The sequence below is a fragment of the Paenibacillus glufosinatiresistens genome (genome assembly GCF_031470375.1).
Classification (GTDB): domain Bacteria; phylum Bacillota; class Bacilli; order Paenibacillales; family Paenibacillaceae; genus Paenibacillus_AQ; species Paenibacillus_AQ glufosinatiresistens.
Map to the genome: position 1 here is coordinate 266,935 of NZ_JAVFHT010000001.1, position 13,762 is coordinate 280,696.

Annotated in this window: 10 protein-coding genes and 1 tRNA gene; 8 read left to right on the plus strand and 3 right to left on the minus strand. The window is 58.8% G+C overall.

All coding sequences use genetic code 11. The annotated features are described in order from the left end of the window. Positions 1-61 precede the first annotated feature (61 nt). The gene (locus RBI05_RS01110; protein ID WP_310549823.1) at positions 62-1,582 is read right to left on the minus strand and encodes a stalk domain-containing protein; all 1,521 of its coding nucleotides are present in this window, start codon (positions 1,580-1,582) and stop codon (positions 62-64) included. Between the two features lie 221 nt (positions 1,583-1,803). On the opposite strand from RBI05_RS01110, the gene RBI05_RS01115 reads away from it, so the two are divergent. The 6 genes from RBI05_RS01115 to RBI05_RS01140 all read left to right on the plus strand — a co-directional run bounded on the left by RBI05_RS01115 (position 1,804) and on the right by RBI05_RS01140 (position 8,507). After that, the gene (locus RBI05_RS01115; RefSeq protein ID WP_150459208.1) at positions 1,804-2,427 is read left to right on the plus strand and encodes a deoxynucleoside kinase; all 624 of its coding nucleotides are present in this window, start codon (positions 1,804-1,806) and stop codon (positions 2,425-2,427) included. Next, positions 2,424-3,077, plus strand: coding sequence for a deoxynucleoside kinase (locus RBI05_RS01120; RefSeq protein WP_310549824.1), 654 nt, complete (start codon positions 2,424-2,426; stop codon positions 3,075-3,077). The genes RBI05_RS01115 and RBI05_RS01120 overlap by 4 nt, the downstream gene beginning before the upstream one ends. Before the next feature lie 192 nt (positions 3,078-3,269). Continuing rightward, entirely contained in the window at positions 3,270-4,538 is a 1,269-nt protein-coding gene (locus RBI05_RS01125) for a stalk domain-containing protein (protein ID WP_310549825.1), read from the plus strand. An 88-nt stretch (positions 4,539-4,626) separates the two neighbouring features. After that, positions 4,627-5,577: a radical SAM protein gene (locus tag RBI05_RS01130; protein ID WP_310549826.1), complete on the plus strand. Its 951-nt coding sequence runs from the start codon at positions 4,627-4,629 to the stop codon at positions 5,575-5,577. Positions 5,578-5,638: 61 nt separating this feature from the next. Beyond that, positions 5,639-6,262 (plus strand): hypothetical protein, encoded by a 624-nt coding sequence (locus tag RBI05_RS01135; protein WP_150459212.1) that lies wholly within the window; start codon positions 5,639-5,641, stop codon positions 6,260-6,262. 211 nt (positions 6,263-6,473) lie between these two features. After that, positions 6,474-8,507, plus strand: coding sequence for a methyl-accepting chemotaxis protein (locus RBI05_RS01140; protein ID WP_310549827.1), 2,034 nt, complete (start codon positions 6,474-6,476; stop codon positions 8,505-8,507). On the opposite strand, the gene RBI05_RS01145 is transcribed toward RBI05_RS01140, so the two are convergent. Continuing rightward, positions 8,504-9,145, minus strand: coding sequence for a LysE family transporter (locus tag RBI05_RS01145; protein WP_310549828.1), 642 nt, complete (start codon positions 9,143-9,145; stop codon positions 8,504-8,506). The two genes, RBI05_RS01140 and RBI05_RS01145, sit on opposite strands and share 4 nt — an antisense overlap. Continuing rightward, positions 9,142-9,612 (minus strand): Lrp/AsnC family transcriptional regulator, encoded by a 471-nt coding sequence (locus RBI05_RS01150; protein WP_310549829.1) that lies wholly within the window; start codon positions 9,610-9,612, stop codon positions 9,142-9,144. Before RBI05_RS01150 ends, RBI05_RS01145 begins: the two co-directional genes overlap by 4 nt. 291 nt (positions 9,613-9,903) lie before the next feature. Between RBI05_RS01150 and RBI05_RS01155 the strand changes: the two genes are divergently transcribed. Then, positions 9,904-9,988: transfer RNA gene (locus tag RBI05_RS01155), tRNA-Leu, on the plus strand. Positions 9,989-10,242: 254 nt separating this feature from the next. Further along, positions 10,243-13,743 carry a PAS domain S-box protein gene (locus RBI05_RS01160; RefSeq protein WP_310549830.1) on the plus strand — a complete coding sequence of 1,167 codons (3,501 nt, stop codon included), beginning with the start codon at positions 10,243-10,245 and terminating at the stop codon, positions 13,741-13,743. The last annotated feature ends 19 nt before the right edge of the window (positions 13,744-13,762 follow it).

The window sequence follows — 13,762 nt, forward strand, 5'->3', positions numbered from 1 at the left end:
GGAACAAAGTAAATTTCACAACTTTGTTCCCTTGTTTTCTTTTTATTGCAAACCTTTAGACCTAATTTAAAACGATATCAATCTGCTGGGTGCCGGGACTCCAGGCGACCGTGGCGCCGAGTTGCTCGCTGATGAACCGGATCGGCAGGTACAGGGTGCCGCTGACGATAAACGGCTCGTTCAGTACTTTGGCTTCCTTTCCGTTGAGAGTAATTTTGCCTGTCTTGCCGCTGGCTGCGATGGTCAGCGCGGGGCGTCCGTCTGCCGACGGGCGGGTGACCGTGGCTGTCTTCGTTGTATTGTCGTAACCGATCGAGGCGCCCATCCGGCCGAACAGGGCGCGCATCGGCACGAAGTTCTGGCCGTCTTTGGTGACAACGCCGGAGGTGAAGGCCACGTTCTCGCCGTTGAGCGTAACGCTGATCGGCGATTGGACCGGAACCGGCTTGAAGTTCCAGAACTCGTCCGAAGCGTTGCCCAGCGCATAATCCTTGCCTACGCCCCAGCCCCAGAGGGAACCGTCGTTCTTCTGGAACAACAGGTCACGATAGCTTGCCCGGGCGGTTGCAATGTCCGAGGCGATCAGGCCAAAAGGAGCCGAAGGAGAGAGGGTCTCCGTCTCGATGGAAGTCTCGTAGAGCTTGCCGTCCCGGGTCAGCGCCAGCAACGAGCGCTCGATCACAAAAGCATCGGCCACTTGGGAGACGCCGGTAAGCCGGATCGGCTTCTGGTCATGATACTGGGTTCCGTCCGACCAGCCGGTTATGGTGCCGCCCCAGAACCAGAGCCGGCCCTGTCTGTCCACCGCAACGAAAGATTGGTAGCCGTCCTGCTTGACGACGGCGATATTGGACAGCCCGGGAACCTGACCCGGGGCTTGAGGGGCGTCCGATAAGGCCCGGTGCTCCGTCATCGACCAGACCGTGCCGTCTTTCCGAAGCGCGACATCATTGTCCAGCTCGACCACATCCTGCAGTCCGGGAACCTGGACTAGGGAGGAGACGGAGTCATTCCGGCTGTCGGTATCTTTCCAGACCGTGCCGTCCTTCTTCAAGAACATGAATTCGACCTCATACCCGTACTCGCTCGTGTAAACTTTGTACGCGGCCATATCGGTGACATCCGACAATCCTTCGATCTTGTTGAAGCTGGTGTCGTCCCAGCCCTGATCGGTTCTTTCATTCATATAGACCCGACCGCTTCCGTCCCTCGCCAGGGTGGGGCCGTAATAGATGACCTGCTGAACGTCGGAGACGCCGCTTGCCGTCCGGACGCTCACGGCTGACGGATATCCGGTCCGGGTAATAACTCCCAGCGATCCGTCCGCTCCCCGGACGTAGCCTTCGCCCAGCAGTCCCGCCGGAGCCGGATAATCGCTGACCTGCGTAGGCACAGGCTGGCTGCCTCCCCAGGTCCAGAGAGTTCCGTCTGATTTAATCAGCGCACCGGGGCCGAACTCCTTGACGACCGGCGTCTTCTCCGTCTCACCCGCAGCGGAGGCTCCCTGCGTCAGCGGGCCGGTGCCCCCGAGCAGCAGGATGGCAAGGCCGAACGGCAGGATACGATTCTTCCATTTCATCATGATTTCCCTCGTTTCTTCTGTTAGAGTAGCGGATTCATAGCGGACTGAGAGCCGCGCTACAGCATTAGACGCTGAAAGGGTGCTAAAAGTTTCCACTTCAGACGGAGTCTTGGGTGTGCCGGTTCCGCCTGCATTTAGGCGTAGGAAGAAAGGCGGGGCTGTGATACAATAGGCTGGTTCTGCTTTTGTGTCGTCTAGAAGAAAGGATTGTCGCTAAATTTATGAGACCTGGTCATTTTATTGCAGTAGAGGGGCCAATCGGAGCCGGCAAAACGACGCTGGCCGCCATGCTGGCCCGGGAGCTGGGAGCTCCTGTCGTCAATGAGATCGTCGAGGAGAACCCGTATCTCGGCAAGTTCTACCAGAACATGGAGGATTGGAGTTTTCAACTGGAGATGTTCTTCCTCTGCAACCGGTTCAAGCAGCTTGAGGATGAGGCGCGCCCTCTTCTGGAGAGCGGCCGAACGGTTGTGGCGGACTACCATATGTACAAGAACCTGATCTTCGGGGAGCGCACGCTGAACGGATCGAAGCGGGAGAAATACCGTCAGATCTACCACCTTCTGATGGACGATCAGCCCCGCCCGGATATTGTGATCTACATCAAGGCTGACCTGCCCACTCTTCTCCGCCGGATCGGCATGCGGGGACGGGAGATCGAGCAGGCGATGGATCCGGGCTACTTAAGCCGGCTGATCGAGGATTACGAGGAGGCCATGCCGGCGCTGGCCCGGAGAGAACCGGGCACGGCGTTTGTGACCGTGGACGGAGGAGAAATTGATTTTGTCGAGAACCCGGCCCAGTTCCGGGAGATTCTATCGCAGGTAAAGGAGCATATGCAATGAATACGTACGACATCCCCAAGCAGGCCGTGATTACGGTAGCCGGTACCGTCGGTGTCGGCAAGTCGACGCTTACCGCCGCTCTGGCGCGGCAGCTCGGCTTCCGGACTTCGCTGGAATCGGTCGATCACAATCCGTATCTGGAGAAATTCTACGACGATTTCGAGCGCTGGAGCTTTCACCTGCAGATCTATTTCCTGGCGGAGCGCTTCAAGGAACAGAAGAAGATGTTCGAGCTCGGCGGAGGCTTCGTGCAGGACCGGTCCATCTACGAGGATACCGGGATTTTTGCCAAAATGCATGCCGACCAGGGAACGATGAGCGCGGTCGATTACGAGACGTATACCAGTCTCTATGAAGCGATGGTGATGACGCCTTACTTCCCGCATCCCGATGTGCTGATCTATCTGGAGGGCAGCCTGCCGTCGATTCTAAGACGGATTCAAGAACGGGGCCGTGAGATGGAGCTTCAGACCGACACCGGCTACTGGGAGACGATGTACGGCCGCTATTCCCGATGGATCGGCGAATTCACCGCCTGTCCGGTTCTGCGCCTGAACATTGACGATTATGACGTGAACGATGAGCGCTCCATGGCGGACATTCTGACGCGCGTGGGCGGCATGATCGGCAGCCGCCCCGTGCGGATCTAGCCGGGAGAGCAAGAAGAACGGGGACAATCAGGGTTTCCGCAGGCCACAGGGCTTGCGGAAACCTTTTTTTGATGCAGCCGCGCCTTGGAGTTGGAACATGCGTACGCTTCCGATTTCGCTTCTTTACGCAACTTCCGGGTTCTTTCCGGCGTTTAAGAAGTTGGAAGGATGAGGAAAGAAGGGGAGACAACGATGAAGAAATGGACCCAGGCGGCGCTTGCCGTCTCCCTCCTGCTGGGAGGAGCCCAGCTCGGCGGTGCGTCCGCCGTTCAGGCTGCGGGAGATGTCACCATTATTTTGGATGGCTATCCACTGCCGTTCCCGCAGCCGCCGGCGGTCGTGAACGGAACTACGATGGTCCCGTTCCGCGCCATTTCCGAGGCGCTGGGTATCGGCGTCGTATGGAACCAGTCCAAGAAGACGATTACCGCAGTGAGCGGTGCAGGGGAAGACAAGCTGGAGGTCGTGCTTGCCGTCGGCAGCAAGACAGCCAGGGTCAACGGAAATCCGGTCCAACTGCGGGAAGCGCCCCGGATGACCAAGGGAACGACACTGATCCCGCTGAGCTTCTTCAGCGAGCAGTTCGGGGCGAACGTCTCCTGGAATCAGACATCCAAGACAGTAAGCATCCTATCGCCGAAATCCGATCTTTACACACTCGGATTCTACGCCATATCCTCTTATGACGAAGCTTCGCTTATGCCGGCGTTCGACGACATCGCTTTTGGCTGGGCGCGTCTGGATGACAACGGACACTACACGACATCCGGCTCGGGCGGAGACAGCTTCTATTGGCCGAAGGCAAGCGGCGACGTTACACCGGAATCCCTGGTCGGACAGGCTTCGGCTTCCGGAACCTCCTATCTGATGGTCGGCTCCGGCGACAAGAAGCTTCAGGTCACGAAGAATTTGGAGGACCCGGCGCTGCAGGCCGAGACGATCGAAGGCATCATGGAGACCGCGGTCGGCAAAGGCTTCGAGGGGGTGATGCTGGATCTGGAAGGGATCGGCATGACCGGAGACAAAGCCCGGGCGCGGGCCGATTTCAACGCGTTTGTGCGCAATCTGTCGGTGAAGACCAAGGCCCAGGGCCTCAAGCTTGGCGTGGCCTTGCACCCGATCAACAGCTCTTATACCGGTTACGACTACAAGACGCTTGGCGGACTGGCCGATGAGCTTGTCATTATGGCGTACGGCTACGGAGACGAGAAATCGCCCGAGCCTGCCGCCAAGGTCGATGAAGCGATTCGATTGGCGCTGGGGCAGACCCCGAAGGACAAGCTGGTGCTCGGCATATCGACGGCCAGCGAGAACGCGGCATCCATCGGCACGAAGATCGGCCTTGCCAAGCGCTATGGCCTGAAGGGCGTTGCTTTCTGGCGGCTCGGTCTGATCGGCAGCGACTGGCAGGGGATCGACGGGTCGCTCAAGCTGAATGCGGTCTACCCACAAATATCATAGGTTCTCCCGCCGGGAAGCGATATAATCAGTAGTCTGTGGCAACCCGGCACGGTTGCCTATTTTTTGCAATCAGGGGGATTCGACCGAAATGACGTATAAATCGCTGGAACTGAACAAGCCGCTGACCTGGGAGCTGGAGGGCCTGGAAGTAGGCGTGACTTCCAACTGCAACTTCCGCTGCGACTACTGCTGCGCGTACAACCGCAATGACGGCCAAGGATTGGCCGGGAGCGAAGTCATCCGCATCCTGGAAGAGCTGCCTCATCTGAAGCGCGTCCGTCTGTCGGGAGGCGAGGTTACGCTCCGATATCAGGACTGTCTCGAGATTGTCGCTTACTGCGCATCCCGGGGCATTCAGACCCAGCTTAATTCCAACGGCAGTCTGCTGAACGGCGAACGGATCGAACAGCTGGCGCAGGCCGGTCTGACGACCATTCACATTTCATTTAATTTCACGACAGCGGAGAAATTCTCGGACTACTATGGCATTCATCCTTCCGTCTACCGCAAAATCCGGGAAAATATCGCGCTGTTCGCGAAGACTTCCGTCGATACGGTGCTTGAGACGCTGCTCTTCAGCGAGACCGAGCATCATATGCGCGAGATCAGCGACCATGTCTACGATCTGGGCGTGCGCACCCACGAAATCCAGAACAGCATTGTGATGGATCACAGCGGCTGGAGAGCGATCGCGGCCCGCGAGGCGCTGAAGGCGGCGGTGGAAGATCTGATTGCCCGCCGCAAGGAGGATATGACGCTCTATTTTACCTGCATGGACCGGTTCATGGATGCGCTCGGTTTCACTGAACAGCCCGGCGTCTATTTCCCGCATTGCATCGAGGGCAAGAAGCAGCTGCATCTGCACGGCAACGGCGATATTCTGATCTCCGAGCTGTGCCATCCCGTAATTATCGGGAACATTTACAGCGGCACTTCCCTGAAGGATATTTATCAGCCGATGCCCGAAGCATTGGCGGATTTTCTGGAACGGCAGCCCTGCCCGGCGCTGGATGCGCTGTTCCCGGCGGATGTGAAGTAAGCAGGAAGGCGCTTAACTTCCTCCTCCCGGTGTTAATGAATAATTGAGGAAGGAGAGGATCATGTTGAAGAAAAAATGGTTCATCGCAAGCGCAGCCGCCGCTCTGCTGGCAACCGGTTCGGCAGGCGTGGTGGCCGGCGCCAATCTGCAGCAGATCAAGGCCTATCTGAACAACGGCCTCCGCCTTGAGGTGGACGGCGCTCCTTACACGCTGAAGGACGGCAACGGCAAAACGTTGGCCCCGATAACGTATGAGGGCCTGACCTACCTGCCGACCCAGGCGCTGGCGCGCGCCCTGGATGTTCCGATCGCCTATGATCCGGCGGCCAAGAAGATCGAGATCGGCGAAGGGGCAGGGCAGCCCAAGCAGCGGCCGCAGAATATGCCGTCGGACTTCCCGATTCCGCAGGATGCCGAGATCACTGTCTCCAGCGATACGGACGTCGGCGGAGTGCTTCAATCGAAGCTGGTCTATCTGACGCAGGAGAGTCTGGCCACAATGGGAATGGTCTACTCGGAGTATGGCCGGATCAAGGGGTTGGGCAACGCTACCCAGATGGTGACCTCAAGCAAGGTAATCGTCAAAGGCCGTCTCGGCGGCAGCAGTCCGCTGTCCGTTACAGGGGCACCCTCTGCCGAGAAGAAGGGCTATAACGAATTCACAATCACCTACTCCGAACAATAAAGCGCATTTGCGCAATACACGTCCACTGAAACCCGGGACGTTAGAACCCCTTTGGCAGCTGCCAAGGGTTTTTTTTTGATGTTCGGGCTTTTTTCGCCGGGCGAACGGGGAGAAGAAAGCAGAGAAAGAGTGTCGAAATATGTAACTTGTGTACAATTAATCTCCGATAAAGAGGCATGAGCCAAATTTATCGGAAGAAGGTGCGAAGCCAATGTCAATTCGCCTGAAAATTTCAATGATTATGATCGCCTTAACTACACTATGTATCGCCGTTATGGGGGGATTTACCTATTTCAAATCCTCGGATGTGCTGACCGGTATGTCGGAGGAAGCCATGTTGAGCCTCGCATCCAGCAAATCGGAGACGATTGCCGCTATGATTGACAAGGAGCAGCGCAGCGTTGAGATGCTTGCCGAGCAGCAGGAGATTCGCGATTTGCTGGCCGAAGACGGGAAAGGCCGGCTTGAGAGCTCCAAAGATCTCCAGAACCGGGTGAATGCCAAGCTGACGACCTTCACGAAGCAGGCGGGGAACTGGGAACATGCCGTGGTCATGGGGATGGACGGCCAGGCGATTGCCGACAGCGATATCAAGACCGTCGGCAAGGACTTCAGCGACCGGGCCTATTTCAAGACCGCCATGTCCACCGGCGCCCCCGTGGTCAGCGAGACGCTGAAATCCAAGGCGACCGGCGCTTATATCGTTGTATTCGCGCAGCCGGTCCAGGCGGACGGGAAGACCATCGGCCTGGTCGTCTCGGCCGTCTACGCCAACAGCCTGATTACTTATTTGAAGGATACCGGAATAGCGGGCGCGGATTCCAGCTATGCGTATCTGGTGGACGAGAAGGGCGTCATGCTCTACCACCCGGTTGCGGAGAAGATCGGACAGCCGGTAGAGAACAGCCGTATCAAAGCCGTTGTCGACCGGGTCATGAAGGGTGAAATGCCGAAGAACGCCGTGGTTCAATATTCGTTCGAAGGCGATTTGAAGAAGGCGGCCTATACCGTTCTGCCCGAGACGCACTGGACGCTGGTGCTCTCTGCGGATGTGGGCGAGATCGTACAGCCGGTCAGCGAGATGACCCGTTTCCTCGCTCTCTTGGGGGCAGGCTGCCTGGTTCTGTCGCTGCTGGCCGGACTCTTCTCGGCGAACCGGATCGCCGCTCCGATTCAGAAGCTGACCCGGCTCATGAACAAGACGGCCGAGCTGGATCTGCGGGACGAGCCTGCTTATGAATCCATGCGAGGACTTAAGGACGAGACAGGAGCCATCGCCCGGTCCATCTTCGAGACGCGCGAGGTTCTTCGGACTACGGTAAGCCGGCTTGCCGATATCTCGGGCAGCGTGCTGGACAATGCGGGCAAGCTGGAGCAAGTGGCGCTGGAGATCCGGGAAGACTCCCATGACAACGGAGCGACGACGCAGCAGCTGTCGGCCGGCATGGAAGAGACAGCGGCATCGGCAGAGGAAATGACGGCCGCGATCCACGAGATCGGCGGCAATGTGCAGCAGATTTCCGGCCAGGCGAGAGAAGGAGCCGCCCTGTCGGCGGATATCCGGGACCGCGCCGAGCATCTTCGCCTGGAAGCGCAGGCATCGGCGGACAACGCATCCGCCCTGTACGATTCCGTCCGCAGCAATCTGGAGCATGCCATCGCCGAATCGGAGGCGATCCGCGAGATTCATACGCTGGCGGACACGATTCTGGCCATTACAGCCCAGACGAATCTGCTGTCGCTGAACGCGGCGATCGAGGCCGCGCGGGCCGGGGATGCCGGCAAAGGCTTTGCGGTCGTTGCAGGCGAGATCCGCAAGCTGGCCGACCGGTCCTCGGCGACGGCGGCGGGCATCCAGGAAGTCGTCCACAATGTCTATTCGTCGGTCGAACAGATGAAGGGCGGCTCCGAGAATCTGCTCGGATTTATGGACGCCCAGGTGCTGCCGGATTATCAGCGGCTGGTCGGAGTCGGGGAGCGCTACAGCGAGGATGCGGCCACCATCAGCCGGCTGATGGAACGCTTCGAGACCGAAGCCGATCATTTGAACGACACGGTCTCGGCGATTACAATCGCTGTCAGCGAAGTGGCGGCAACGGTAGGCGAGAGCGCGGCGGGCGTGCAGGATATCGCGGAGAAGACGTCGGATATCGTCGAGAAGACCCTCCAGGAAGCGGACATGGCCGATCAGAATATGCGGAGCGCGAGAGAACTGGAAGAGCTGGTGGAGAAGTTCAAGATCTAGAGACGGTTCAGCGAAGCCAAGAGGGTCCAGGCGGCGAGCAGCAGGAGCAATAGGGAGGAGACGGCGCTCAGACGCCGGAGAACCGAGCCGGTGAGCCGCCGCCGGACCTGATGCAGCAGCAGACAGAGGAAGCTCCACCACAGTAGCGAACCGGCGAAGACACCGGCGGCGGGCAGCAGCGGAGAGCTTGCTTCGGAGCCGAGAGCCGCGGACAGGGACAGGAAGGCGATCAGAGTCTGCGGATTGGACAAGGTTAAGGCAAAAGCGCTGAACAGCGCCGCGGCGGGGCTTATCCCGCGCTGCGGCATCCGGCCGGGCGCGGATTGCCCGGCTCTTCGACTCGCCTGGAGGCTTCTCCAGGCAAGCGCGGCCACAGCCGCGGCTCCGGCTGCGCGCAGCATGGCGGCGGCCGGACCGGCCGCCGCCTCCGCCAAGATGCGGATGCCGGCTGCCGCAGCCAGCGCGTAGAGTCCGTCGGCTGCGGCAATGCCGCAGCCCGTGGCCAGTCCGACTGGCAGGCCGCGGGTAAGCGTGCGGTTCATCACCAGCAGCGAGACCGGTCCCACCGGAGCGGCAACCAGCAGACCGAAGATCAGGCTGCCGGATAGAACCCCGATTCCGGATAGAACTCCGATCATGATGCGGAAGTTCCGGCCGCTGGAAGCGGAATATTGGGGGTCTCTTTGACGGTTCCCAGAATGATGGTTGTCCGGGTTCGGATAATTCCCGGCAGGCTCTTGATTTCTTCGCTGATGATCCGTTCCAGATCGCGGGTGTCCCGGCAGCGGACTTTAAGCAGGTAATCGTCGTCGCCTGCGGTATGATGGCACTCCTGAATTTCGGCCGTTTCCCGGACATAGTCCAGGAAACTCTGCCGGTGTTCGGGCCGCTCCAGGGACACGGCGATCAGCGCCGCCAGCGGGCAGCCTGCGCGATCAGGGTCGATTTGGGCGCAGTAGCCCCGGATCACGCCCTGCTCCTCCAGACGCCGGACCCGCTCGGCCGCCGCGGGAGGAGACAATCCCAACCCGGCAGCAAGGTCGGACCAGGTCATGCGGCCCTGCTTCATCAGCGACTGGAGAATTCTTAAATCGGTAGCGTCCATAAAAGCCTCCTTGAGTAGAGTGTTGGAAGTTTGTATTTGTTAGTGAATATAGCTCGATTCAGATTATAATAAAGTGATATATATCATTAGGTTTATTATGTGAATTCAATTCGAGTAAATGGTGAAGTGACTTGACCCTATAGGCCAGACGGTGAGACAGCCCGGGCAAGTTCGGGCTTCTTCGGCTGGCGGTCATCTTCTTGTGCCGTCATTCTAACAATTAAAGCTTGCTAACTCTTTCCGCCTGTGATATATTCTTAATCACGGTGATTTAATCACCAACCCTAATTTGCGGTCGTGGCGGAATTGGCAGACGCGCACGGTTCAGGTCCGTGTGGGCTAACCCCCCGTGGAGGTTCGAGTCCTCTCGACCGCATCATAAAGCAAAGGCTCTTCTCAGGAAGGGCCTTTGCTTTTTTTGTATCAACGGAAGCAGGAAGGAATGGGAAGCAGGGCGAATGAAATAGACAAGAAAAAGACAAAATTTCCAGCTTCACTTCCAGAATTCCGGCCTTGTTCTCCCGCCCTTCTTCCTTGCGGGGCATGCGCCCGGACGATACCTTTAAGAATGATGCCGAAGATACAGGCTTGCGCACGACGGAATACGAGTCGAATTAAAGGGGGATCAGCGTGTCCAAGATTTGGTACGAGCAGTTATATATGCGTTCATCGGTCGCTCTAGCGATCCTGTCACCCGAAGACGGCGTTATTCTGCAGGCTAATCCGGCCTTATCCCGGATGCTGCAGTGCGAAGCTGGCGAACTGGAAGGCATGCGGTACAGCGAAGCGCTGAATCTGTCCGACCTCTCCAAGCTGGAGCTGGAAGCAAGGCTGCCTCTGCCGTTCGGCAGGGAGATGGAACCCCAGACGCTCATTCTGCAGGGAGCCCGCAGGAACGGGCTTCTCTTTCGGGCAGAGCTGAGTCTGTTCCTGGTCCCGGGGGACTCGGACCAGCCCTCCGCCGCTGTCGTGGCGGAACTGATCGACAAGACGGGAGATATCCCGCAGGCGGATCTCCGGGAAGGGCGTCTGCACTTATACCGGCTGATTACGGAGAATACGCCCGACCTGATCTCCTATTCTTCCCCGGATGGGGAGCTTCTCTATGTTTCGCCTTCGGTAACCCGCATTCTCGGCTACCGGCCGGATGAACTGCTGGGCCGGCATCGCTCGGAGTTCTATCATCCGAAGAGCGCGGCCGAGGTGGACGGAGAGAACCGAAGGCTTCGGGATACCGACCGTTTTACTCGTCAGGTGCGTCATAAGAACGGCCATTACTTATGGATCGAGAATTCGTTCCAGATCGTCCGCGACCGCGACGGGAATGTGGAGCGGGTGCTGACCTTTGCACGGGACATCACGGAACGCATGAAGTATGAAGAGATGCTGGCCAAAGCCCAGCGTCTGGGCCGGATGGGTTCCTGGACATGGGAGAGAGAGAAGCAGCTGCTGACGGTGTCCAGAGAGACGTATCGTCTGTTCTTCGGTGAAGAGGAGATCGGGAGCGGCGGCAATATCGCTTGTCCGCCGGAACGCCTCCTGGGAATTCTGGAACCGGAGGAGGCGGAGAACTGCCGGAAGATTATCAGCGAGAGTATGCGGGACGCCCGGGGAGGGCGTCATATGCTGAGAATCGGGACCGGGAACAGCCGAAGGTTCATCGACTGCCACTGGGAGACGGTATGCGGCGAAGACGGGAAGGTCCAGTATGTGGACGGAATTGTTCAGGATGTGACGGAACGGCATCTGATGGAGCGGCAGATTGAGATCAGCGAGCGCAACTACCGCTTCCTGTCCGATCACTCCCTCGACATGATCTCCCGCCATGCGGCGGACGACGAAGTGACTTTCCTGTTCGTCTCGCCCATCTGTCAAGGGATGCTCGGCTATCTGCCCGAAGAGATGGTCGGCCGCTCGGCGATTTCTTTTATTCATGCGGAGGATGCCGGGCGGGTGCGGAAGCATTTGCAGTATACCCGGGAGGGCATGATCTCGGAACCGGTGCTCTTCCGTTTCCGGAGGAAGGACGGGAGCTTCCTGTGGGCCGAGACGGTGCAGAAGTATATCCGGACCGAAGAAGACGGCCAGTTGGAGGTGGTCGCCGTCACCCGGAACGCGACCGAGCGGAAGCAGTACGAAGCCGAGCTGGAGGAGAGCCGGACGATGTACGCCTCGCTCTTCGAGCACAACCCTTCCGGAATCAGCGTCATGGACCTTTCGGGCCGGACGCTGTCGGTCAACGCCAGTCTGATTTCGCTTACCGGGTACTCCCGAAATGATCTTATGCAGTCGGGCATGGAGGAGATTGTGGCGCTCGAAGAGCTGGAGAGAACCGAACTCCGCTTTGCCCTGGCGGCCGAAGGCCGGGCCCAGTCTTTCGAGAGCCGTGTTCTTCACCGGGACGGACATCTGATGGACGTCAGTCTGGTGCTCGTTCCGATCCGCATGGAGGGAGAAGTTACCGGCGTCTTCAGTATGGTGAACGATATTACGGAGCATAGGCGCCACCAGCGCCAGATCGAGAAGCTGAGCTATGAGCATGCGCTGATACTCAATTCGGTCTCCGAGGGCATCGTCGGTCTGGATACGGACGGCACCATTATCTTCATCAATCCTGCGGCCGGAACCATGCTGGGCTACGGAGAGAAGGACTGGAGCACGAACCGGCGGCTGGACACCATCCATGAAATGTGGTCCGGTGGTGACTGGCTGGCCGGGGGTTACCCCAATCTGGCGCTGGCAACGGCGGAAGATCTGATGTACGCGGAACAGGAAGGCGTCTTCTGGCGCAGAGACGGATCCAGCTTTCTGGTTCGCTATCATGTGACCCCGCTCTATGACGGTGGATACCGCAAAGGAGCCGTCGTCGTCTTCCGCGACATTACGGAAGAGAAGGAGATTGTAAGGGCGAAAGAATCGGCCGAACGGGCAGACCGCGCCAAGTCGGAGTTCCTGGCGATCATGAGCCATGAACTGCGGACGCCGATGAACGGCATTATCGGCATGGCGGATCTGCTGACGGATACGGAACTGGACGAAGATCAGCGAAGCTACACGGAGATTATTGCCCAGAGCGGACGGACGCTGCTGCACATTCTGAATGAGGTGCTGGATTTCAGCAAAATCGAGGCCGGCATGATGACGCTGGAGCCGGGGGAGGTCAAGCTGGGGAGCCTGATTCGCAGCGTGACGGATTTGTTCCTTCCCCGAATGGCCGAGAAGCGGCTGGAGCTGCGCAGCGAGATTGATAAACGGCTGCCGCTGCTCCTTGTCACCGACGAATCGCGGCTCCGCCAGATTCTGATCAATCTGGTCGGCAATGCCGTGAAGTTCACAGAGTCGGGCACGATTACGATTACGGCCGAACGGGAAGCTCTGCTTCCCGAAGGCGGGCTGATTGTCCGTTTTACCGTCACCGATACGGGCATCGGGATTCCGCTTAACAGGCAGAAGGAACTGTTCCAGTCCTTCTCCCAGCTCCATCCTTCCATTAACCGCAAATACGGAGGCACCGGCCTTGGGCTCGCCATCAGCAAGAAGCTTGCCGAGCTGCTGGGCGGGACGATCGGTGTGGACAGCCGGGAAGGCAAGGGTTCGTCGTTCTATTTCACGATCGAGGCGGGGGTGTCTGCACCTGAAGAGCAGGAGAACGCCGAGGCTGTCCAGGCGCGGACAGATGCCGAAGCGGCCGCGGGAGAAGCCGCAGTCCGGGAGTCGGCCGCGGCGGTATGGACGGAGGACAAGTCGGGCCGCTTCGGACCGCTCTCGATTCTGGTAGCCGAAGATCATCCGGCCAACCGTCAGCTGATGCGGGCGTACCTCAACCGGCGCGGGTATGAAGCGGTGGTGGTGGAGAACGGCCGGCTGGCGGTCGAAGCCGTGAACGAAGGCGATTTTGATCTGGTGTTCATGGATATTCAAATGCCGGTTATGGACGGGCTCGAAGCGACGCTGGAGATTCGCCGCCGGTATCCCGAAAGGCCGGTAATCGTAGCCGTGACGGCGTTTGCCCGGAAAGATGACCGCGATATGTGTCTGCGGACCGGCATGCAGGACTTCATTTCGAAGCCGGTTCGGGTGGAGGAGTTGGACCGGGTGCTTAAGGAGCATGCCGGGAAGAGACCGGTCTGATCGCAGCAAGCCATCCGGG